General features: G+C 64.2%; 28 protein-coding genes and 1 pseudogene. 1 reads left to right on the plus strand and 28 read right to left on the minus strand.

The window, feature by feature from the left end; genetic code table 11:
- Positions 1-143 precede the first annotated feature (143 nt).
- From rplQ to yqeB, 23 genes and pseudogenes are all read right to left on the minus strand, one after another.
- Positions 144-638 (minus strand): 50S ribosomal protein L17, encoded by a 495-nt coding sequence (gene rplQ / locus H6A21_RS00580; protein ID WP_204559649.1) that lies wholly within the window; start codon positions 636-638, stop codon positions 144-146.
- Positions 639-672: 34 nt separating this feature from the next.
- Positions 673-1,614 (minus strand): DNA-directed RNA polymerase subunit alpha, encoded by a 942-nt coding sequence (locus tag H6A21_RS00585; RefSeq protein WP_204559650.1) that lies wholly within the window; start codon positions 1,612-1,614, stop codon positions 673-675.
- A gap of 32 nt (positions 1,615-1,646) precedes the next feature.
- Entirely contained in the window at positions 1,647-2,240 is a 594-nt protein-coding gene (gene rpsD, locus H6A21_RS00590; RefSeq protein ID WP_204559651.1) for a 30S ribosomal protein S4, read from the minus strand.
- 22 nt (positions 2,241-2,262) lie between these two features.
- Positions 2,263-2,670: a 30S ribosomal protein S11 gene (gene rpsK, locus H6A21_RS00595; RefSeq protein ID WP_204559652.1), complete on the minus strand. Its 408-nt coding sequence runs from the start codon at positions 2,668-2,670 to the stop codon at positions 2,263-2,265.
- Positions 2,671-2,683: 13 nt separating this feature from the next.
- Positions 2,684-3,058: a 30S ribosomal protein S13 gene (gene rpsM / locus H6A21_RS00600; RefSeq protein ID WP_204559653.1), complete on the minus strand. Its 375-nt coding sequence runs from the start codon at positions 3,056-3,058 to the stop codon at positions 2,684-2,686.
- Between the two features lie 15 nt (positions 3,059-3,073).
- Positions 3,074-3,187, minus strand: a complete 114-nt coding sequence (gene rpmJ / locus H6A21_RS00605) for a 50S ribosomal protein L36 (protein WP_006363204.1) — start codon at positions 3,185-3,187, stop codon at positions 3,074-3,076.
- Positions 3,188-3,344: 157 nt separating this feature from the next.
- Complete coding sequence (gene infA / locus H6A21_RS00610; RefSeq protein ID WP_009141477.1) at positions 3,345-3,563, minus strand: translation initiation factor IF-1; 219 nt, start codon at positions 3,561-3,563, stop codon at positions 3,345-3,347.
- A 234-nt stretch (positions 3,564-3,797) separates the two neighbouring features.
- Positions 3,798-4,586 (minus strand): type I methionyl aminopeptidase, encoded by a 789-nt coding sequence (gene map, locus H6A21_RS00615; RefSeq protein WP_204559654.1) that lies wholly within the window; start codon positions 4,584-4,586, stop codon positions 3,798-3,800.
- Positions 4,583-5,209: an adenylate kinase gene (locus H6A21_RS00620; protein WP_204559655.1), complete on the minus strand. Its 627-nt coding sequence runs from the start codon at positions 5,207-5,209 to the stop codon at positions 4,583-4,585. The genes map and H6A21_RS00620 overlap by 4 nt, the downstream gene beginning before the upstream one ends.
- Before the next feature lie 18 nt (positions 5,210-5,227).
- Positions 5,228-6,517 carry a preprotein translocase subunit SecY gene (secY, locus tag H6A21_RS00625; RefSeq protein ID WP_204559656.1) on the minus strand — a complete coding sequence of 430 codons (1,290 nt, stop codon included), beginning with the start codon at positions 6,515-6,517 and terminating at the stop codon, positions 5,228-5,230.
- Positions 6,511-6,960, minus strand: a complete 450-nt coding sequence (gene rplO, locus H6A21_RS00630) for a 50S ribosomal protein L15 (RefSeq protein ID WP_204559657.1) — start codon at positions 6,958-6,960, stop codon at positions 6,511-6,513. The genes secY and rplO overlap by 7 nt, the downstream gene beginning before the upstream one ends.
- A gap of 2 nt (positions 6,961-6,962) precedes the next feature.
- Positions 6,963-7,145 (minus strand): 50S ribosomal protein L30, encoded by a 183-nt coding sequence (gene rpmD / locus H6A21_RS00635; protein WP_204559658.1) that lies wholly within the window; start codon positions 7,143-7,145, stop codon positions 6,963-6,965.
- Positions 7,146-7,147: 2 nt separating this feature from the next.
- The gene (gene rpsE / locus H6A21_RS00640) at positions 7,148-7,672 is read right to left on the minus strand and encodes a 30S ribosomal protein S5 (RefSeq protein ID WP_204559659.1); all 525 of its coding nucleotides are present in this window, start codon (positions 7,670-7,672) and stop codon (positions 7,148-7,150) included.
- A gap of 13 nt (positions 7,673-7,685) precedes the next feature.
- The gene (gene rplR, locus H6A21_RS00645; protein WP_204559660.1) at positions 7,686-8,048 is read right to left on the minus strand and encodes a 50S ribosomal protein L18; all 363 of its coding nucleotides are present in this window, start codon (positions 8,046-8,048) and stop codon (positions 7,686-7,688) included.
- A 73-nt stretch (positions 8,049-8,121) separates the two neighbouring features.
- The gene (gene rplF / locus H6A21_RS00650) at positions 8,122-8,658 is read right to left on the minus strand and encodes a 50S ribosomal protein L6 (RefSeq protein WP_204559661.1); all 537 of its coding nucleotides are present in this window, start codon (positions 8,656-8,658) and stop codon (positions 8,122-8,124) included.
- A gap of 33 nt (positions 8,659-8,691) precedes the next feature.
- Positions 8,692-9,090 (minus strand): 30S ribosomal protein S8, encoded by a 399-nt coding sequence (rpsH, locus tag H6A21_RS00655; protein ID WP_204559662.1) that lies wholly within the window; start codon positions 9,088-9,090, stop codon positions 8,692-8,694.
- A gap of 120 nt (positions 9,091-9,210) precedes the next feature.
- Entirely contained in the window at positions 9,211-9,396 is a 186-nt protein-coding gene (locus tag H6A21_RS00660) for a type Z 30S ribosomal protein S14 (protein WP_087205372.1), read from the minus strand.
- An 83-nt stretch (positions 9,397-9,479) separates the two neighbouring features.
- The gene (gene rplE, locus H6A21_RS00665) at positions 9,480-10,037 is read right to left on the minus strand and encodes a 50S ribosomal protein L5 (protein ID WP_204559663.1); all 558 of its coding nucleotides are present in this window, start codon (positions 10,035-10,037) and stop codon (positions 9,480-9,482) included.
- A gap of 257 nt (positions 10,038-10,294) precedes the next feature.
- Positions 10,295-11,335, minus strand: a complete 1,041-nt coding sequence (locus tag H6A21_RS00670) for a hypothetical protein (RefSeq protein ID WP_239462531.1) — start codon at positions 11,333-11,335, stop codon at positions 10,295-10,297.
- 6 nt (positions 11,336-11,341) lie between these two features.
- Positions 11,342-11,404, minus strand: a pseudogene (locus tag H6A21_RS11265) (zinc-ribbon domain-containing protein); the annotation flags it as partial.
- 57 nt (positions 11,405-11,461) lie between these two features.
- Positions 11,462-12,616, minus strand: coding sequence for a zinc ribbon domain-containing protein (locus tag H6A21_RS00675; protein ID WP_204559665.1), 1,155 nt, complete (start codon positions 12,614-12,616; stop codon positions 11,462-11,464).
- 575 nt (positions 12,617-13,191) lie between these two features.
- Positions 13,192-14,220, minus strand: coding sequence for an XdhC family protein (locus H6A21_RS00680; RefSeq protein ID WP_204559666.1), 1,029 nt, complete (start codon positions 14,218-14,220; stop codon positions 13,192-13,194).
- Between the two features lie 52 nt (positions 14,221-14,272).
- Positions 14,273-15,055, minus strand: coding sequence for a selenium-dependent molybdenum cofactor biosynthesis protein YqeB (yqeB, locus tag H6A21_RS00685; RefSeq protein ID WP_204559667.1), 783 nt, complete (start codon positions 15,053-15,055; stop codon positions 14,273-14,275).
- 124 nt (positions 15,056-15,179) lie between these two features.
- Between yqeB and yqeC the strand changes: the two genes are divergently transcribed.
- The gene (gene yqeC / locus H6A21_RS00690; protein ID WP_204559668.1) at positions 15,180-15,866 is read left to right on the plus strand and encodes a selenium cofactor biosynthesis protein YqeC; all 687 of its coding nucleotides are present in this window, start codon (positions 15,180-15,182) and stop codon (positions 15,864-15,866) included.
- On the opposite strand, the gene hydA is transcribed toward yqeC, so the two are convergent.
- The 5 genes from hydA to H6A21_RS00715 form a co-directional block, all read right to left on the minus strand.
- Positions 15,851-17,215, minus strand: a complete 1,365-nt coding sequence (gene hydA, locus H6A21_RS00695; RefSeq protein WP_204559669.1) for a dihydropyrimidinase — start codon at positions 17,213-17,215, stop codon at positions 15,851-15,853. The two genes, yqeC and hydA, sit on opposite strands and share 16 nt — an antisense overlap.
- An 83-nt stretch (positions 17,216-17,298) precedes the next feature.
- Positions 17,299-17,946 (minus strand): nucleotidyltransferase family protein, encoded by a 648-nt coding sequence (locus tag H6A21_RS00700; RefSeq protein ID WP_204559670.1) that lies wholly within the window; start codon positions 17,944-17,946, stop codon positions 17,299-17,301.
- Between the two features lie 101 nt (positions 17,947-18,047).
- Positions 18,048-18,992 carry a carbamate kinase gene (gene arcC, locus H6A21_RS00705; protein ID WP_204559671.1) on the minus strand — a complete coding sequence of 315 codons (945 nt, stop codon included), beginning with the start codon at positions 18,990-18,992 and terminating at the stop codon, positions 18,048-18,050.
- A 153-nt stretch (positions 18,993-19,145) separates the two neighbouring features.
- Positions 19,146-20,348: a knotted carbamoyltransferase YgeW gene (gene ygeW, locus H6A21_RS00710; RefSeq protein WP_204559672.1), complete on the minus strand. Its 1,203-nt coding sequence runs from the start codon at positions 20,346-20,348 to the stop codon at positions 19,146-19,148.
- A 188-nt stretch (positions 20,349-20,536) separates the two neighbouring features.
- Positions 20,537-21,943, minus strand: a complete 1,407-nt coding sequence (locus H6A21_RS00715; protein ID WP_204559673.1) for a YgeY family selenium metabolism-linked hydrolase — start codon at positions 21,941-21,943, stop codon at positions 20,537-20,539.
- Positions 21,944-21,965 lie beyond the last annotated feature (22 nt).

The raw sequence follows: 21,965 nt of genomic DNA on the forward strand, positions 1-21,965 counted from the left end.
CAGTCGATAGGGAGAGACGGATACGACAAGAATCGCATCCACCATATCCGCATGTCCCTCGCGACTGCTCGACAACGCAAAAGGGGCACACCGTACGGCGCGCCCCTTTCTCATACAACATATGCCGGTTGCCGCACCTGCAGCTACTCGGCAGCCTCCTCAGAAGCAGCCTCGGCGGTCTCGGTGGCCTCAGCCTCGACGGCCTCGGTGGTCTCCTCAACCTTCTTCGGAGCCTTCTTCGGGGTGGTGGCCTTCTTCGGGGCCTTCTTCACCACCGGCTCGGTGACGAGCTCGATGATGACCATCTCGGCGTTGTCGCCCTTACGGGTGCCGAGCTTCATGATGCGGGTGTAACCACCGTTGCGGTCGGCCCACATACCCTGAGCAGCCTTGTCAAAGATCTCCTTCACGAGATCCTTGTCGCCGAGCTTGGCGATGGCCAGACGGCGGGAATGCAGATCGCCCTTCTTGGCCCACGTGATGATCGGCTCAGCGTAGGAACGCAGCGCCTTGGCGCGGGTGATGGTGGTCTTGATGCGATCGTTGGTGAAGAGCGCCTTGGCGAGGCTCTTCTTCATGGCCTTGGTGTGGCTCGCGTCGGTGCCGAGCTTCAGGCCCTTCTTTCGATTGTGACGCATAGCTATGGTCTCCTTGGTTACACGAGTAGCGCGATTAAGCCTTCAGGCTCAGGCCCATGGACTCAAGCTTATCCTTGACTTCCTCGATGGACTTCACGCCGAAGTTGCGGATGTTGAGCAGGTCGTTCTCGGAGAACTCGACAAGCTGACGCACGGAGTGGATGCTCGCGCGCTTCAGGCAGTTGTAAGAGCGCACCGAGAGGTCGAGGTCCTCGATCTGCTTATCGAGCTCAGCGTTGTCGCTGGTGGTCTCGGGGGCAAAGATGGAGACCTCTTCCTCCGCCTCGGGCGTCTCAGCGAGGTTCATGAAGGCAGCCATGTGCTGGTTGATGATGTTGGCAGCCTGGACGACCGCCTCACGCGGGCTGAGCGCGCCGTTCGTCTCGATCTCAAGAACGAGACGGTCGTAGTCGGTGTGCTGACCGACACGGCACGCCTCGACGAGCTTGGCGCAGCGACGGACCGGCGAATAGAGCGAGTCGACGTGGATGACGCCGATCGGATCGTTATCGCGCTTGTTCCCCTCGTAGGAAACGTAGCCGCGGCCATAGCCGATGCGCATGCTCATGGTCAGGTGACCGCCCTCGTTGAGTGTGGCGATGTGCTTATCGGGATTGACGAGCTCGAACTCCGAAGGGATGAAGAAGTCCGCGCCGGTCACCTCGCAGGGACCGTCGACCGAGATGGTCGCGGTGCCCTCGTCGGTGGTACCGAGCGAACGGAACACCAGGCCCTTGACATTCAGGACGATGTCCGTGACATCCTCAACCATATTGGGGATGGTCATGAACTCGTGCTGCGCGCCATCGATCTGGATCGCCTCGACCGCGGCGCCCTCGAGCGACGAGAGCAGCACGCGACGCAGCGAGTTGCCCAGCGTATCGCCGTAGCCGCGCTCGAGCGGCTCGACGGAAACGCGAGCGGACGTCTCGTTGATCTCCTCGACCTGAACCTGAGGCCTAATGAATTCTGACATGTATTACCTCCAGCCTCAGCAGCCCAAATGGACTACTTAGAGTAGAGCTCGACGATGAGCTGCTCGTTGATGTCGCCGCTGATCTGCTCACGGCTCGGGATGGCGAGCACGTTGCCGGACAGCTTCTCGATATCAACCTCGAGCCAGCCGGGGACCTCGAAACGCTCGGAGGAGATGAGGGCCTCCTTGATGGGAAGGAGGTCACGGTACTTCTCGCCAACAGCGACGACGTCGCCGGGCTTGACGAGGTAGGAGGGGATGTCGACACGACGGCCGTTCACGGTGAAGTGACCGTGACGGACGGACTGGCGAGCCTCCTTGCGCGTACGCGCGAAGCCCAGACGGAAGACCACGTTGTCGAGACGGGTCTCGAGAATCTTCATCAGGTTCTCGCCGGTGATGCCGGGCATCTTACGGGCGCGGACGAAGTAGCTGTGGAACTGCTTCTCCAGAACGCCGTAGATGAACTTAACCTTCTGCTTCTCACGAAGCTGAATGCCGTACTCGGATTCCTTGCGACGACGCTTGGGCTGACGCTTGGATTCCTTGCCGCTATAGCCCAGCTCAGCGGGATCGATCCCGAGCTGACGGCAGCGCTTGAGAACCGGAGTCCTATCGATTGCCATAGTTTATCGATCCTTTCAGGAGTTACACGCGGCGACGCTTCTTGGGGCGGCAGCCGTTGTGCGGAATGGGGGTCTTGTCCTGGATGCTCGAGACCTCGAGGCCGGCAGCCTGGAGGGAGCGGATGGCGGTCTCGCGACCGGAGCCGGGGCCCTTCACGAAGACGGCAACCTTATGCATGCCGTGCTCCATGGCGATCTTGGCGCAAGCCTCGGCAGCCATCTGAGCGGCAAACGGCGTGGACTTACGGGAACCCTTGAAACCGACCGTGCCAGCGGACTTCCAAGCGATGACGTTGCCCTGGCCGTCGGTGATGGACACGATGGTGTTGTTGAACGTGGAACGGATGTGAGCCTGGCCCACGGTGATGTTCTTGCGGTCGGAGCGCTTGATACGACCAGCCTGACCGCGCTTGTTCTTAGCAGTAGCCATTAGTCAGTCTCCCTTATTTCTTCTTCTTGGCACCGATCTGACGCTTCGGACCCTTACGGGTGCGAGCGTTGGTGTGGGTGCGCTGACCACGGACAGGGAGGCCCTTGCGGTGACGGAGGCCGCGGTTGCAGCCGATGTCCATCAGGCGCTTGACGTTCTGGTTGCGCTCACGGCGGAGGTCACCCTCAACCATGATGTGGTTCTGGTCGATGTACTTACGGATCTTGTCGACCTCCTCGTCCGTGAGGTCACGGACGCGGGTATCGACATTGATGCCACAGTCATTGCAGATCTTGGTGGCGGTAGTGCGGCCGATGCCGTAGATGTAGGTCAGACCGATCTCGACGCGCTTCTCGCGCGGAAGGTCGACACCATTAATACGGGCCAACGTTGGTCTCCTCTCTTAGCCCTGGCGCTGCTTGTGACGGGGGTTCTCGCAGATGACGAGGACCTTGCCGTGACGCCGGATGATCTTGCACTTATCGCACATCTTCTTGACCGAAGGACGTACCTTCATCGTTCTTCCTTTCGGTAGTGCTCAAACTACAAATGGAATGTATCTACTCGCCCAGCCGCAGGCGTGAATAACTGATGGCTGGTCTCGCGTCATGCAAACGCGACCGTAAGGCTGAGCGGACCTTGCGATCGCAAATCTGCACTATGCGAATCTGTCGCTATTTGTAGCGATAGGTGATGCGCCCACGGGTCAGGTCATAGGGGGAAAGCTCCACCACGACCTTGTCGCCGGGGAGAATACGGATGTAGTTCATGCGGATCTTGCCCGAGATGGAGCAGAGAACCGAATGGCCGTTCTCGAGCTCAACACGAAACATCGCGTTGGGCAGGGGCTCGGTTACCGTGCCCTCGAGTTCGATAGCATCTTCCTTCTTCAAAGCAATCATCTTTCTCTAGAAAACGACAGCAACTGAGAATGATAACAAAAACCTTACAGGGGTGGTCAATTTCGTAATCGCTCCACATTTGAAATACGCGTGCGACCTGTCGAATCACCTGACCACATGAAAAGGCAAACCCCCAGCACCATCCCCTACCGAGCCGTCAGCAAGGCTACGCATGGGCTCGGGATTATCGAGGTGCCGGGGGCAGTGTCGCCGATACGGATCAGCTTACAGCGCGCCGCCCTGCATGGAGCACCAGGGACCCATCTCGTCGACGGTCAGGATGACCGGACCGTCATCGGTGATGGCGATGGTGTTCTCGTAGTGGGCAGCCGCCAGATGGTCGTTCGTCGTGACGACCCAGCCGTCAGCGCCGGTGGTCACATGGTTCGTGCCGAGAGTGATCATCGGCTCGATCGCGATGACCATGCCGGCCTGCAGGCGCACGCCGCGACCCTTCTTGCCGTAGTTCGGCACGTTCGGATCCTCGTGCATCACGCGGCCGACACCGTGACCGACGTAATCGCGCAGCACGCCGTAGCCGTGGGACTCGGCAAGCGACTGGATCGCATGGCCGATGTCACCCAGATGGTTGCCGGGCACGGCCTGCTCGATGCCGGCCTTGAGGCAGTCGCGGGTGACCTCGCAGAGCGCCTGCACGTCGGCAGACGGGGTGCCGCAATAGAAGGTCCAGGCGTTATCCCCCACCCAGCCGTCGACGATGGCACCCGTGTCGATGGACACGATGTCGCCATCGCGTAGGATGACGTCGGGATTCGGAATGCCGTGGACGACCTGATCGTTTACGCTCGCGCAGATCGTGCCGGGGAAGCCGGCGTATCCCTTGAACGCGGGGATGCCGCCATGCATGCGGATGATCTGCTCGGCGAGCTGGTCGAGCTCGAAGGTAGAGACGCCGGGGCGCACCATGGCGCCAACGCGGCGGAGCGCCATCTTAGACAGCGCTCCAGCCTTCTTCATCTGCTCGATTTCTTCTGCAGACTTGATTTTGATCATAGGGCGAGGACTTCCTTCGCACGGGCGTAGACGTCCTCGATCGCACCGGTGCCGTCGACGATCTTGAGCTTGCCCTGGCCGCGGTAGTACTCCACGAGCGGGGCGGTGTTCTTCTCGTAGACGTCGAGACGGTTCGCGATCGTCTCGGGCTTGTCGTCATCGCGTTGGTACATCTCGCCGCCGCACTTCGGGCACACCGCATCGGCAGCGGTGCCGGTGTAGCCGCACTCGCGGCAGGCGCGACGAGAGGACAGACGGTCAATGATGACGTCCGCAGCAACGTCGACGAGCAGCGCACACTCAAGCGGCTGGCCGAGCTGCGAGAGCTCGGAGTCGAGCGTCACGGCCTGAAGGGTGTTGCGCGGGAAGCCGTCGAGGATGAAGCCCTTCTGGGCATCATCGGCAGCAAGGCGCTCCTTCACGAGGTCGATCACGAGCTGATCGGGAACGAGCTCGCCGGCATCCATGTACTTCTTGGCCTGAATGCCGAGCTGCGTGCCGCCCTTCACCGCAGCGCGCAGAAGATCGCCCGTGGAAATGTGGGCGACGCCGTACTCGGCGACGAGCTGCTGGGCGAGGGTGCCCTTGCCGGCACCGGGAGCTCCCAAAAGCACGATTTTCATAGGTTGCCTCCTTGTCCCTTACTTGAAGAAACCGTCGTAGTCGTACATCTTGAGCTGGCTCTCCACCTTGGAGATGGTATCCAGCACAACGCCGACCATGATGAGGATGGACGTGCCGCCGAAGGCCTGGATGAGCTGGTTGCCCGTGAACGAGAACACGATCGACGGGACGATGGCGATGATGGCCAGGAAGATGGCGGAGGGAAGCGTGATCTTGTTCAGCGCGTTCTTGATGTAGTTCGCGGTGGCGCGACCCGGACGAACACCGGGGATGAAGCCGCCCTGGCGCTTGAGATTCTCGGCCGTGTCGTCGGGGTTAAAGACCATGGAGGTGTAGAAGTACGCGAAGAACACGATGAGGACCACGTTGAGAACCCAGTTGAGCCACCCGCTCGAAAGCGCGCCCGCGACAGCCTGGATCCAGTCGATGCCGGGGAAGAACACGGCGATCTGCGCCGGGAAGTACAGCAGGGCAGACGCGAAGATGATGGGGATGACGCCGGCGGTATTCACCTTGATGGGCAGGTAGGTAGCCTGACCGCCCATGATGCGACGACCCACGACGCGCTTGGCGTACTGCACGGGGATGCGGCGCTGGCCGCGCTCGACGAACACGATCAGCGGGATGACGGCGACGATGACGACGGCGATCACGATCGTGAGAATGATGCCGGCGGTGCCACCGTCGGAGACGGAGGCGAAGATGGCCTGAGGAAGACCCGCCATGATGTTGGCGAAGATGATCAGGCTCATGCCGTTGCCGATACCGCGCTGGGTGATGAGCTCGCCGATCCACATGATGAGCATGGCGCCCGCGACGAGCGTGCCCACGACCATGATGTCAAAGATGGCCTCAGGGGCGTCGGCGCCGACGAACGAAATGCCGAAGCTCTTGAACAGGAACAGATAGCCGATTGCGTTCAGGATAGCGAGCGCGAGCGTGAGATAGCGCGTGTACTGGGTGATCTTGGTCTGACCGACCTCACCCTCGCGCGCAAGCTCGTGCAGGGAAGGCACCACGGCCTGCAGCATCTGCAGGATGATGGAGCTCGTGATGTAGGGCATGATGCCCAGCGAGAACACCGAAACGTAGGACAGAGCGCCGCCCGAGAACAGGTTCAGAAGCGCCATGGCGCCACCAGCGACCGAGTCTGTGGCCGACTGGAAAAGGCCCAGCATCCCCTGGAAGGGAATGCCGGGCACGGGAACGTGCGCACCGATACGGTACAGCACGAGCATGGCGATAGTGAAACAGATCTTGCCGCGCAGCTCCTTGATTCGGAATGCGTTTTTAAGACCAGTTAGCACGGGAGCTCGACCTTTCCGCCCGCGGCCTCGATCTTGGCCTTGGCAGTCGCCGAGACCTTATCGACCTTGACCGTGAACTTCTTCGTCAGATCGCCATCGCCGAGCACCTTGACGGGCTCGAACTCCTTCTTGATGATGCCGGCGGCCTTGAGGGCAGCGCCATCGATGACGGCATCGTTGTCGAACTTCTCCTCGAGACGGGAGAGGTTCACCGCCTTGTACTCGACACGGCGGGGGTTCTTGAAGCCAGGGAGCTTCGGAAGGCGCATCGCGAGCGGGGTCTGGCCACCCTCGAAGCCGGCACCCTTGGTGCCGCCAGAGCGGGAGCCCTGGCCGTTCTGGCCGCGGCCCGAATAGGTGCCGGTACCAGAAGAGTTACCGCGGCCGACGCGCTTGCGCTTATGCGTCGAGCCCGCGTTGGGCGTAAGATCATGAAGCTGCATTGCTACTCCTCTACAATCTCGACAAGGTGCTTGACCTTGAAGATCATGCCGCGAACGCTCTCGTTGTCGGTAATCTCGCGAACCTCACGGATGCGATGCAGACCGAGGGCGCGGACAGTCCTCTTCTGATCCTCCTTGCAGCCGTTGATGCTGCGGATCTGCTTAATCTTGATGGTCTTAGCCATGCCTACTTCTCCTTCCCGACAAACAGCTGGGAAACGGTGAGGCCGCGACGGGAAGCGACATCCTCGGGGCTGGAGAGCTCCTTGAGGCCCTCGGCAGCAGCCTTGATGATGTTCAGGCCGTTGTCGGTACCCAGGGACTTGGACAGGACGTTCTTGATGCCGGCGAGCTCGAAGAGGGGACGCACAGCGCCACCGGCGATAACGCCGGTACCCTCGACAGCGGGCTTGATGATGATGCGACCGGCACCGAAGTGACCGATGACCTCATGCGGGATGGTACCCTCGTCGGTCACCGGAACATGGAACATGTTCTTCTTGGCGTCGAGCGAAGCCTTGGAGATGGCCAGGGGCACCTCAGCGGACTTGCCCATGCCGAGACCGACGTTGCCCTTGCCGTCGCCGACGACCACGAGGGCCACGAGCGACATGCGGCGACCGCCCTTGACGGTCTTGGACACACGGTTGATGAAGACGACGCGCTCCTCGAACTCGGAGGCCTCGCGCTGCTGCTTTTGATTACGAGCCATAGCTACATACCTCCTAGAACTGCAGGCCGGCGGCGCGGGCGCCATCGGCGAGGGCCTTAACACGGCCGTGGTAGATGCGGCCGCCACGGTCGAAGGTGACCGCCGTGATGCCGGCAGCGAGGGCGCGCTCGCCCACGAGCTTACCGACCTTCTCGGCAGCCTCCTTGTTCGAGGTGGTCATGCCCTCGAACTCCTTCTCGAGCGTCGAGGCGGAGACCAGGGTGTGACCCTTGGTGTCGTCGACGATCTGGGCGTAGATGTTGGCGTTGGTGCGGGTGACGCGGAGACGCGGACGCTCGGGCGTGCCGAAGATCTTGCCGCGGACGCGACGCTGACGGCGCTTGAGGCCAGCCAGCTTCGCCTTATGCTTATCCATGGAAAACTCCTTCGAAGTCATGTGCCAGCACCTGACGGGGTACTGGTCTTGGACGAAGCGCTACGAGCGCCTACTACTTGGCGGCCTTACCGAGCTTGCGGCGGATGTGCTCGCCCACGTAGTGGATGCCCTTGCCCTTGTAGGGCTCAGGCGGACGCTTGGAGCGGATCTCGGCGGCAACCTGGCCGACCTGCTGCTTGCTGATGCCCTTCACGTTGATGTGCGTGTTGTCGGGCACCTCGAAGGTGATGCCCTCGGGGGCCTCATAGGTCACCGGGTGCGAATAGCCGAGCGAGAGGTCCAGGGTGTTGCCCTTGAGGGCGACACGGTAGCCGACGCCCGCGAGCTCGAGGGACTTGGTGAAGCCCTCGGAGACGCCCACGACCATGTTGTGGATGAGGGCGCGGGTGAGGCCGTGCATAGCGCGGGTCTCGCGCTCGTCATCCGGACGGGAGACGGTCAGCACGTTGTCCTCGACGCTGATGGTCAGCTTGTTGTAGAAATCCTTCTCAATGGTGCCCTTGGGGCCCTTGACGGCGACATGCGTGCCGTTGACTGCCACTTCGACTCCGGCGGGAATCTGGACAGGCTTATTACCGATACGAGACACGGGTGTATCCTTTCCTTCTACTCGCCGAAACCGTTACCAAACGAACGCGATGACCTCGCCGCCGACACCCGTGGCGCGGGCGTCGCGGTCGGCCATAACACCGCGGCTGGTAGAAATGATCGCAGTACCGAGACCGCCGCGGACGCGCGGCAGGTCAGCCACACCGGCGTACTTGCGCAGACCGGGCTTGGAGATGCGCTTGATGCCGTTGATGACCTTGGCCTTCTTGGGACCGTACTTGAGGGTGATGTGGAGGGTCTTCTGGGGCTCGGTGTCCTCGACGGCGTAACCGGCGATGTAGCCCTCCTCGTAGATGACGCGCGCGATCTCCACGAGCTTCTTGCTGCTCGGCATGGAGACCTCGGCCTTGTTCGCAGAATTCGCGTTACGAATGCGCGTAAGCATATCTGCGATCGGGTCAGTGACGTTCATGCAGATTCTCCTTCGTTCTTGATGAACCTGTGCCAGCGGTTCTCGCCCACCCATAGCGGACAAGCCGGCTGACACGATCTTCCGTGCAACGCGGATAGATCCACGTGCGCTGGCAGTGACTTACCAGCTGGCCTTCTTGATGCCGGGAAGTTCGCCCTTGAGCGCGAGCTCGCGGAAGCAGACACGGCACAGGCCGAACTTGCGGTACACAGAGTGCGGACGGCCGCAACGCTGGCAACGCGTGTACTCACGCGTCGAGAACTTCTGCTTGCGCTGCTGCTTGACGATCATCGATGTCTTAGCCACTTATTTCCTCCTCACATATATGTATCAAAGCGCCGGACGGGCGACGCGTACGTTCGCGCCGCCCGGAGCCGGAGCAGATGAACCTATTTCTTGAACGGGAACCCGAAGGCGTCGAGAAGGGCCTTGGCCTCTTCATCGGTCTTCGCGGTCGTCACGATGGTGATGTCCATACCGCGGGTGCGGTCGACGGAGTCGAACTCGACCTCGGGGAAGATGAGCTGCTCGGTCACGCCCATGGAGAAGTTACCACGGCCGTCGAAGCTCTTGGGGGAGATGCCGCGGAAGTCGCGGATACGGGGGATGGCGATGGAGGTCAGACGATCGAAGAACTCCCACATGCGATCGCCGCGCAGGGTGACCTTGGCACCGATCGGCATGCCGGCGCGCAGGTGGAACGAAGCGATGGACTTGCGAGCGCGGGTGACCATCGGCTGCTGGCCGGTGATGGTGCGCAGGTCGCGCACGGCGCCCTCGATAGCCTTGGAATCGGTCGCGGCCTCGCCGACGCCCATGTTCACGACGATCTTCTCGAACTTCGGGATCATCATGACGTTCTTGTACTGGAATTTGTCCTGCATGAGCTGCTTGACCTCGTTGTTGTACTTGGCCTTCAGACGCGGGACGTACTTCTCCTCTGCCATGTCAACTCCTTAGGGGTTTTAAGCACGGGGCATGTGGCGCTGCGCTGGTGCGGCCGGTATGCGCGGCCTGGCGCTTTGCTGTCCTCGTGCCTCCTGTCGCGCTCAGGCCGCCTATGGCGTAGCGGCATGACGATATTCCGACAGGAGCCGGGCAATACGAGTCGGTATGATACGCGCACCGGGCCTCAAATGCCATAAAAACCTCGTCCGCTGCGGAAATCCACATTTCGCCGGCACGATGCTGAGGTCGCACCCCCTCAGTTCATGCGCAGCAGGTGGAACGTGACGTCGCCGTCGTCATTGAGGTAGGCCTCGATCGTGGCCGTCGCGCTGTAGATGGGCGTATCGGAGGCGCCCACCGCGTCGAGCATGTCCGCAAGCGGCCAGCCGTAGACACGCAGCAGCACGTCCACCGGCTTCACGCCGTCAGCAGGGCGGTAAACATCGAACGCCACCTCGTAACGGTTATCCCCGATATCAGTCAGCGACGTCGTATAGGGCACGCCCATGCTCTGCCACCCCTCCACCGAGGTCGCGAAGTAGAACCAGTTTCCCTCCACGGCTCCCTTGTTGCCGTCGGAGATAGTGTAGGGCAGCTGGTCGGCGGAAACCGTGACGTCAAACTGACGCGCGATGCGGTCGATCAGATAGGTCGCGTCCACCCGGTACGCATAGCCCTCGGCGGCGAGCGGGTCGTCGGCATCCACAGCGCTGACATGGTCGTTGGCGTTGCCCATCATGTGGTACTCCAGGTAGAGCACCATGTCCGTGACGGTCTGCTGATCGGGGGAATCCGTTCGCTCATAGTGGCTTTGCGCGGTAATGCCCTGCCCCACCTCGGTGAAATTACTGACAAACGTTCCGATCGCCTCGCGGTCGGCAGCATTTTCGAGCGACAACTCGATGGTGCTCGGCGCGGGCTCCTGCTCAGCGTCCACGTCCACCTCGGAAGGTGCCTGTTCGGCCTCCGCCCTTTGCGCGACCGTCGTTGCGGACACCTGGCCATCGCCACCGGCCTTGAGCAGACCGAACCCCGACGTCAGCGCCGCAGCGATACCGACGCCGGCAAGCGCACCCACCCCGACGGCAAGCGCGACGGCCGCTCCCCTGCCGCGACGGGGCACCGAGGAGGACCTGCCCGCAACCGGTTGGGGGCAGGTGTCCTCCGGCCGCTGAGCTACGGGGTGCAGCGCCTCGATGACGCGCGTCGGCGCCTCGGATGGCGGCGCGACGGAGGTAACCCCATCAGGCGAGACGGCGGGCGCTCCCGACGAAGCCCCTGACGAATCCCCCGTCATCCTCGCACCGCACGCCGTACAGAACCGGGTGCCCTCAGGCATCTTCGCCCCGCATTTCACGCAATACACGATGTGCCCCCGTCATCTCATCAAGCAGTTTGGCCCGAAGCGCGCCGCAGTGGACCATCAATTCATCCGATACAGGTGAAACGCCAGCTCGCCCTCATCGTAATAGGCCTCGAGCGTCGCCGTGCCGCTGTAGATGGGAGTGTCTGAAGCCCCCACGGCATCGAGCATATCCGCAAGCGGCCAGCCGTACACGCGCAACTTAATCTCCGCCGGTGCCACGTTGCCGGAGGGCCGATAGACATCAAAGGTCACGTCGAACAGGTTGCCGCCCGTATCGACAAGCGACGTCACATTGGCCACCCCCTGGCTGGCAAACCACGCATCGGACCCGAAGCCGTAGTAGAACCACCCGTCCGACACCGTTCCGCGTCCGCCCGAGCTGTGCTCATAACCCAGCTGGTCCGGTGTGACGTTCACGCCGAAGTACTTGTAGACAAGCCCGCAGAAATAGTCCGCGTCACAGCGGAACTGGTACCCCTCGGCTGCAAACGGATCGTCAGCACCGACGGTCTCGATGTGCGCGTTCTGGTTGCCGCTCATGTGGCGCTCGAGAAACACGATCATCTCGGCAAGGGTCGCGGGGTCGGAAGCGTCTTCACGTGTGAAATGACTCCGGGCGGACAGTCCCTCGTTTACCTCGGAGAAGTTCGTCACAAAGGTGTTGATGACCTCGCGGTCGCTTTGGGAGGAGAGATCGGGCGAGATCGTGCTCGGGGCGCGTCGGGGCTCAGGGCTACTCGACGCCGCGCCCGAGGTTGCCGCGTCAGCACCCGTCATCCCTTCGCCCGCTGCATCGGTATCCTGTCCAGTATCGGCAGGCGTCACCGTCGTGTTCAATGCGGCATCCCCGCTTGTAGCCGTTCGGTCGACAGCGCGCACCGATGTCTGCCCTGCTTGCTGCCCACCGAATCCAAGCAGGCCGAATCCCGATGTCGCGATGGCAGCGATACCGACGCCAAGCACAGCGACGCCCGCCACCACAGCCGCGATGAGAGGTGCTCTCGAGCGCTTCTGCGGCTGCTCCGGCACGCCTGCAGCCTGGGGATCGGGGGCTGCCGCCGACGGCGTCGGCGTGGCGCCCGCGGCAGCGTCGGCTGGCGTGACCGGGACAGGCGTTCCCGCTATATCGTCCTCTTCAACCATCTTCGCGCCGCACACTGTGCAAAAGCGCGCCCCCTCGGGCATCTGGGCCCCGCACTCAGTGCAAAACATGACAACCCCCATCTTCGACCTCGTGTCACATATGCCCACATTGTACGCGACCCCGTCCGCACGGTGGCACGCGTACACATTGGAAACGCCATATACCGACCCTACGGCATTTGACGCCGTTTTATACCGGGGCACAGACACCTTTTCAATCCGGACGCGCGCCGCTGGACAAAAACGGCTTGAGTGGGACTCCTCATTGACCTTATAGGTTTCTATAACTGTCAATTGAGCGATAATTTCTCATCGTTCTTATCAATACACCAGATACCTTGCAATAACTATTCATCGTCCACAAGCCGTACATCCTGTGTCACGCTGTATACGTCCCACTCAGCGCGTTTTTGTCCAGAGGAGTACCTGGCGCCTCCGCTCGCATGCGGGCGGCACCTCTCGAGGCCAACAATCGCGTCCGCACGGTCCCCGCGCACGGAAAAAGCGTCCCCGTTTGTCAGCAAACGGGGACGCTTGCGCTCAACTTCGGTTCTGCGCCGGTGGTACGCGTCAGCGCGGTTCACACGCTGCGCTCCCCCAACGCCTGCGGCATCCATATAAGATGCACGAACGCGGCCCGGGCATCAGTGAATGCGGGGCAGCAGGCGCGTGCGGCGATGCTCGATCATCTCGGCGGCGATGCTGATGGCGATCTCCTCGGGCGTCTCCGCCTGGATGGGAACGCCGACGGGCATGTGCACCTGTGCGATCTCGTCTTCGGAGAACCCCGCCTCGGCGAGCTGCGCGTGCACGAACGCCGTCTTCTTCTTGCTGCCTAAGCAGCCCAGGTAGGTCGGATGGCAGGCAAGGGCCTGAATCACGACGGCGCGGTCGCTCTTGTGACCGGAGGTGGCGCAAACTACGAAGTCGCGGCTTCCGATGGTGCAGGTGTCGGCGATGCGATCGTAGTCAACCAGCCGGCACTCGACGGCATCCGACATGAGACCGCGCTCGAGCATCTCGGGCCTGTCGTCGCAGGCAACGACGGCGAATCCCGTCGCCGCCAGCGTCGACGCGAGCGCTCGGCCCACATGCCCGCAACCGAAGATATAGGTGTAGCCCTCCGGACAGATGGGTTCGAGGTAGCGATTGCCCGCGATCCCCGCTCGAATCGACGCCTGGTCAGACAGATGCTCGATCGCCCACGGCACCGAGCCCGCAACTGTGCGGCGCGACGCTTCACCGTGCTCCGTCGTGTCCGCAACATCCGCCCTGAACCCCGACAGATCGAACACGAGAACGCCCTCGCCGCGATCGGCGAGCACCTGACGCTCACGGGACAGAACGTCGCGCAGCGTTGCGTCCACGAGCACATGGCAGAGCGTGACCGCCCCGCCGCAAATCATGCCGGTGTCACTCTTCTTCCCGCCGATCGTGTAGCGCACAAGGCAGCTTCGGCGCGCCTCGAGGAGCTCCTGTGCATCCTTTTGCGCGATAGCCTCCATGCTGCCCCCGCCCACGGTGCCGAGCAGCTCCCCGCCCTCGAACAGGGCCATCCAAGCTCCCGCCGAGCGCGGGGCCGAGCCGTGCGTCTGCGCGACGACGGTCAGCTCGGCGCACGAACCTGCGTCGATGGTTTCCAGCAGGCGGTCAACAATCTCGATCTTATTCATGCATGTCATCCTTCATAGGTGTTCGCCCAAGGGACCTCAGCCCACGTGCCCGTTAGCGTGAGAAATGGAGCAGGGCCTCGAGCACGCCGCCGGCCACGGCGCTCGCCTTGTCCGAAACCGTCGTGCAAAACGACGCGTCGCCGCGCGGGTCGATATCTCCCGCCTTCATGCCGCGGGTCGCGAAGACCCCGGGGGCGAGCAGACCGCGCAACACGCCGTCGATCGTGGCGCGCATGGGTTCGCCTGCGACGCGTCCCACGACCTCGCCGGCGCACACGGTGTCCCCGATGGCGCGCACGCACTCGAACGGGCCGTCCGCCGGAGCGCGCAGCACGCGGTCGGCTCCCACGCCGGCGATGATGCCCGGAATGCCCGTGTTGGGGATCGGCGAGCCCTCGTACAGGGCGCGCCCGAGGTAATGCCCGCGCTTCGTCTCGACGGCCGCATGGCAGTCGACGCCCGCCGTGAACCCCGGGCCGACGCCGATCACGACAGGCGCCATGTCCATCGTCGTCCCGAGGTTGCGCTTGGCGAGAATCGCATCGACCACCGCGTCGGGCGCGAGCTCGGCCACCCGCTCCGCTGCGGGATCGACCATCACGGCGATATCCCCTGGTGTCATGATGGAGCGCGCCTCGTCGGGCGTGGCAGCGAGACGCGCGCACGCATCCTCGACACGCGCCTCGCCGCAGCGGATCGCCTCGGAGAACGCGACCGTGCGCCTGATGCACGTCGGCTCGGCGATATCGGCCATCACCACATCCATACCGGCTCGGTGCAGCCTGAGGGCGATGCCGCTCGCCAGGTCACCCGCGCCGCGCATATACACCAGCATGTCAATCTCATCCTTTCATCGGGACGCGCGCCCGTGCGCATCCCGTCATGGTACCTTGTCCCCAAGCGGCTTCGCACCCATGCGCGCAGCGTCGGGCGCAAGCGGCACGCGAGAGAGGAACCCCATGTACGACCCTGTCGACCTCATCGATATCGTCCGCCGGCTGCGCGGCGTCACCGCCGTCATCGGCGGCGGCGGCAAGTCAACGTTTCTTACACGGGTGGGCGCGGGTCTGTCAGAGCGCGGCACGCGCTGCATACTCGCGACCTCGACGCACATGTTCCCCGCGGCGGGCGTCGCGCTCGAGGACGAGGACACCGGCGCGCCGCTCACCCAGACGGGCGTCATCGAGCAGGCGACCGGCAAGCTCACCGCGCCGGCGGAGCCGTGGGAGGCGCTCGCCGGCCGCGCGGACCACGTCCTCGTGGAGGCTGACGGCTCGCGCGGTCTGCCCTTCAAGGCGCACAGCGACCGCGAGCCGGTCATCCCCGCGCTCTGCGCGCGCGTCGTCTACATCGTCGGCGCACAGGGGTTCGGCCTGCCCATCTACGACGTCGTGCACCGCCCGCAGCTGTTCTGTCAGCTCACCGGTGCCGCACAGGCCGACATCGCCACGCCCGAGCTCATCGCCGCCGGCATCGCCGCCGAGGGCCTCGTCGGGCTTTCCGACGACATCGTGATCGTCAACCAAACCGAAACCGATGAAGCGCGCGAGCAGGCGGCCGCCTTCGCCCGCGCGCTCACCGGCTCCATGGCTTGTCCGATTCTCGCCGGAAGCCTGCGCGAGCTCGACCTCTATCGGCTCACATAGACACCGGGGCGCTCGCCGGTGGGAGCCCCGTCGCGCGCGGCGAGCACGCCGCCCACGTAGACGAGGTGGGCGCGGCCGTGCGCCTCGAAGCCCTCGTAGGGCGTGTAGTCGACGGCCTGCTGCTGCGTGGCGGCGGAAATCGTCCAGCGGGCCCGCGGATCCCACACGCACACATCGGCATCGGCGCCCTCGGCAAGACGGCCCTTTCTCGGCCACATGCCGAACACGCGCGCCGGCCCCTCGCTCATGAGATGCATGAGCTCGATGGGACCGAGCTGGCCTGCGAACGTCGTGGCGATCACGGCGGGACGGTGCTCGATACCCGGGCCTCCGTTCGGAATCTTCGTGAAGTCACCCCGTCCGCGGTCCTTCTGGCCATGCAGGTTGAACGAGCAGTGATCGGTGGCGATGGAATCGACCTCGCCCGCGCACACGGCCTCCCGCAGCGCGCGGATGTCCGCCGGTTTGCGCAGAGGCGGGCTCATCACGTACTTCGCGCCGGCGAAGCCGTCGTCTCCCTCCTCCAGATAGCGCGTATCGTCGAGCGTGAGGTACTGCGGGCAGGTCTCCACGAAGATGCCCTGCTGCCCATGCGCCCGCGCCGCGCGGACAGCGTCAAGGCCGAGGGCGGTCGAGAGGTGCACGACGTTCACCTTGGCGCCCGCGATCCGCGCCAGGTAGAGCAGGCGCGAGACGGCGTCAGCCTCGGCCTCGGCAGGACGCGACAGCGGATGGCCCTCGGGCCCCGTGATGCCGGCGGCGAGCACTTCGCGCTGCAGCTCGTTCACCACGTCACCGTTCTCGCAGTGCACGCAGAGCACCGCGTCGAGGTCGCGCACCACGCGCAGGCACTGCAGCGTCTCGGCATCGGTCAGCTTCAGATGGTCATAGGCCAGATAGGTCTTGAACGAGCTCACGCCCGCCTCGCGCATGCGGCGCATCTGGGCGGGGCTGTCGGGTCCCCACTCGGCGATCGCCATGTGGAAGCCGTAGTTGGCCGTGCAGGTGCCGTCGGCGCGGCGGTGCCACTCCGCCAGCGCCTCGTCCATCGTCACGCCGCGATCGGCCGTCGCGTAGTCCACGATGGTCGTCGTGCCGCCGCAGGCTGCCGCACGCGTGCCGGTCTCGAAGCTGTCGGCCGTCCAGTCCATGCCCGTCCAGCACTGCAGATGGGTGTGCGCGTCAATGAAGCCGGGAAACACCCAGCAACCCGTCGCGTCCTCCACCGTATCGCCCGGCGCGGCCTCTATCGATGCCGCCACCTTCGCGATCGTGCCGCCGTCCAGCGCGATGTCACCGCAGCGCAGCCCCTCGGGTGTGACGAGCGCGCCGCCTTTGATGATGATCATACGCATCCTCCTTTTCGCCTCGTGCGAGACACTCGATGCCGAAGCTCTTGCCGCACCGCAGCAGAGCGCCGGCATCGACCGTCTCACCTGGTATCGCGCGATGGGGCGCCCACGTTGCGCCCCGCGTGCTCGCGCACGCAGCGCACCGCCCGCTCGAGATCGGCCGGCGTGTCGACATCGAGCAGCTCACAGCCCCCGTGCGCCGGAACAAGCGAGATGGTGACCTCCCCGCGGCGCAGCAGCGCGCCGCCGCCCTGCGCGCCGGAAAGCGCCATGAGCCCATCGAAACATGCGCGCGGAAAGAGCACGGGACTGCCGGCGGCCCCCTCCCACGAGAGGCGGTAAGCGCGCGTCGGGTCCTTTCGGAACGCCTCCGCCAGACGGCGAAAGCTCGCCGTGCTCACCAGGGGCTGGTCGCCCGGCAAAAACAGGCAGCCCTCCCACCGGTCGCGCCCCGCGGCGAGCCCGCATCGCACGACCTCGCTGCGAAGCGGGGCACCCTGCGCGACGTCGACGGTCTTGACGGCAAAGCCCGCGGCCTCCACCGCGCGCGCAACATGCGCGTCGCGCACGCACAGCACGCGCTCGAACGCATCGGCGGGCACCGACGCCACCGTGCGCACGATGAGCGGCAACCCCGCCACGTCGGCGAGCAGCTTGTCACCCGCCCCGCCTGCGGCGGCGAAGCGCGTACCCTGCCCGCAGGCCATGATCACGCACCCGAGCTTCATGACGTCCTCCTCGCAACACCGTCGGTCGGCACTCCCCTCACCATAGCAAAGGGGATGCCCCGCGCGCACGGGGCATCCCACTGGAAGGAGAGCTATGGATGTTACGCGCGCTCGATGCGGGTACCGGTCTTGCCGGCAAGGCCGTCTGCCGCCTTCTCGAGCAGGGTGATGAGCGCGGTGCGCCCCTCCTTGCTCTCGACGAACGCCGTGGCGGCCTGGACCTTCGGCAACATGGAGCCGCTGCCGAACTCGCCGGCACGACCCAGCTCGTTCGCGCGCGCGGGCGTCAGGGTGTCCAGCCACTCCTCGTGGTCGGTGCCGAACCCGATGGCAACCTTCTCGACCGCCGTCAGGATGACGAGCGAATCGGCGTCGAGCTGCTCGGCGAGCTTCTCGGCGGCGAAGTCCTTGTCGATGACGGCCGCGGCGCCCTTGAGATGATGCCCCTCGGTGTTCACGACCGGGATGCCGCCACCGCCGCAGCAGATGACGACGTGGTTTGCCGCGACGAGCGACTCGATGGTGTCGAGCTCGACGATCGACACGGGCTTCGGGCTCGCCACGACGCGACGGTAGCCCTTCTTCTCGTCATGCATGAACTCGTAGCCGCGGTCGCGGGTGAGCTGCTCGGCCTCCTGCTCGCTCATGAACGGGCCGATGGGCTTCGTGGGGTTCTCGAAGGCGGGGTCGTCCGCGTCGACCTGGATCTGGGTCAGCACGGTGGCCACGCCCTTGTCCATGCCGCGGTCGAGCATCTCCTCGCGCAGGGCGTTCTGCAGGTCGTAACCGATGTAGCCCTGGCTCATCGCGCCGCACACCGACAGCGGGCAGGGAATGTACTTCTCGGGATTGGAGCGGGTGAGCTCGGCCATGGCGTTGGCGATCATGCCGACCTGCGGGCCGTTGCCGTGCACGATGATGACCTCGTTGCCCTCCTCGATGAGGTCGACGATGGCGCGCGCGGTGATCTTCACGGCGGCCATCTGCTCGGGCAGGTTGGAGCCGAGCGCATTGCCCCCGAGGGCGACGACGATGCGGCGAGACATGGAATACCACCTTTCTGAGATGAGCGAAGAAAATGCGGCAGCGCCCGGTGGCCATCCGACGCCGTCCCGGGCGCTGCCGCTGCTAAGAGAGGACTATCGTGTTGTGCGCCGGGGCGGGGAGCCTGACATCCCCGCCGCGCGCAAGGGTCTGCCTTACGCCTGGTTCCAGCGCGGGGCCGCGGCGGCCTCGATGGCACGCAGGGTCTCGACCGGATTCTTGACCTTCTGCAGGAAGATCATGGCCGCGATGGCGTACGGCTTGTAGCTGGCCTCCTTGTACATGCCCACGCGGTGCATGTCGAAGACGTCGGCCATGACCTCGCCGTGCTCGCAGGAGACGCCGGAGATGTCGGCCGGCAGCGGATGCATGTAGATGGTGTCGTCGCCGTGAGCGGTCTTGGCCATGAGCTCGCGCGTGGAGCACCAGTCCCTGTGCGTCGCGTTCTGGGCGAGGAGCTCCTTCTCGAGCGCGGCGATGCCGGCGTCGTCACCCTCGGCGTACAGGTTCGTGCGGCGCTCCATGGCGGCGTACGGTGCCCAGCTCTTCGGGATGACGATGTCAGCGCCCTCGAAGGCCTCGGCCATGGTGCCGACCTGCTTGAAGGTGGCGCCGGACTCGGCGGCGTAGCCCTTCGCCTTCTCGACCAGGTCGGGCATGAGGTCGTAGCCCTCGGGGTGAGCGAGGGTCACGTCGACGCCGAAGCGGGGCAGCAGGGTGATCAGCGACTGCGGGCAGGACAGCGGCTTGCCGTAAGAGGGCGAGTAAGCCCAGGTCACCGCGACCTTCTTGCCGCGCAGGTTCTCCAGGCCGCCGAACTCCTCGATGAGGTAGAGCATGTCGGCAGAGGACTGCGTCGGGTGATCGGAGTCGGACTGCAGGGAGATGAGCGTCGGGCGATGGTCGAGCACGCCGTCCTTGAAGGACTCCTCGACGGACTCGGCGACCTCAGCCATATAGGCGTCGCCCTTGCCGATGTACATGTCGTCGCGGATGCCGATGACGTCGGCCATGAAGGAGATCATGGTCGCGGTCTCGCGCACGGTCTCGCCGTGGGCGATCTGGGACTTCTTCTCATCGAGGTCCTGCAGCTCGAGGCCGAGCAGGTTCGTGGCCTTGGAGAAGGAGAAGCGGGTGCGGGTGGAGTTGTCGCGGAACAGCGAGACGGCGAGGCCGGAGTCGAAGATGCGCGGCGAGATGTTGCGCTCACGCAGGTCGCGCAGGGCGGCGGCCACGGCGTAGAGGGCCTTCAGCTCGTCGGTCGTCTTGTCCCAGGTGTGCAGGAAGTCGCTGCCGTACATGCCGGCAAAGTCGAGACCGGACAGGTCCTCGAGCAGCTCATTGAAAGACTTGGCCATGATGATTCCTCTCTTTGTGCTCGCCGTCCCGGCTGGACGGTCAAATGACGATGAGATGACGCGCCATTCCTCAGAGGATGTATGCGTCGGGATGGTTCCCGGGCGCTAAGTCCGCGCGGTAAAGCATGGGAGAAAACCCGCGCGGACCTCACGCGCCTGATGGGGAACGGGATGATCGGTGGGAAGGACTACTTGATGTCGTTATCCGTGGTACCGGCGCGGAACACGGTGACGTCATCGGTCTTCTTGGAGGGGTCGTACAGGTTCAGCGCAGCGGTGTAGAGCGCAGCGCAGGTCACGAGATCCTGCTTGTAGGTGACCTCGTTGGGAGCGTGCGCCTGGCTCTCGGCACCCGGGCCGAAGCCGACGCAGGGGATGCCGTAGCGGCCCTGGATGGAGACGCAGTTCGTGGAGAAGGTCCACTTGTCCGTGAGCGGACGGCCGGCGCGCTTGTCCATGGACTGCGCCACACCGATGCGCTCGGGGCCGTACAGGGCGAGGTGGGCGTCGACGAGCGCCTGGACGTGGGCGGCGTTCTCGGCGTTGATCCAGGTCGGGAAGTATGCCTCGGTCTCGTAGACGGTGCCCTTCCAGCTCGGACGGTCGTACATGTACATGGAGACCTCGACGTCCTCGCCGTACTTCTTGACGGACGGCAGGTCGCGGATCTCCTGCAGGCAGGAGTCCCAGGTCTCGCCGGCGGTCATGCGGCGGTCGATGGAGATCGCGCAGGAGTCGGCCACAGCGCAGCGGGAAGGCGAGGTGTAGAAGATCTGGGAGACGGTGCAGGTGCCGCGGCCCAGGAAGCGGGCGTCCTGGTAGTGCTCGGGGTTGTACTTGGGGTCGAGCATCTTGACGAGACCCTTGATGGACGTGGACTCGTCGCAGCCGTTGTTGTTGTGGGCGCGGACATCGGAGATGATGTCGGCCATCTTGTAGATGGCGTTGTCGCCGCGGTCGGGAGCGGAGCCGTGGCAGGAGATGCCGTGGACGTCGACGCGGATCTCCATGCGGCCGCGATGGCCACGGTAGATGCCGCCGTCGGTCGGCTCGGTGGAGATGACGAACTCGATCTTGTCGCGCGCGTCCTCCGGGCCGTCGAAGTACTTGTTGACGATGTACTGCCAGCACATGCCGTCGCAGTCCTCTTCCTGGACGGAGCCGACGACCATGATCTTGTAGCCCTCGGGGATGAGGCCCATGTCCTTCATCATCTTGGCTGCGTAGGTAGCGGAAGCCATGCCGCCCTCCTGGTCGGAGCCGCCGCGGCCGTAGATGACCTCGTCGTCCTCGTAGCCCTCGTAGGGGTCGTGGGTCCAGTTGTCGCGGTTGCCGATGCCCACGGTGTCGATGTGGGAGTCGATGGCGATGATCTTGTCGCCCTCGCCCATCCAGCCGATGACGTTGCCCAGGCCGTCGACCTCGACCTTGTCGAAGCCCAGCTTCTCCATCTCGGCCTTGATGCAGGCGACGACCTCGCCCTCCTCGCAGGACTCGGACGGATGGGAGATCATGGCGCGCAGGAAGGCGGTCATGTCGGGACCGTAGGCGGCGGCTGCCTGCTTGATGGCGTCGAAATCGAGTTCCTTGGTCATTGCAAATTCCTCTCTCGTATCA

This window comes from Collinsella tanakaei (assembly GCF_016902615.1).
Lineage (GTDB): Bacteria > Actinomycetota > Coriobacteriia > Coriobacteriales > Coriobacteriaceae > Collinsella > Collinsella tanakaei_A.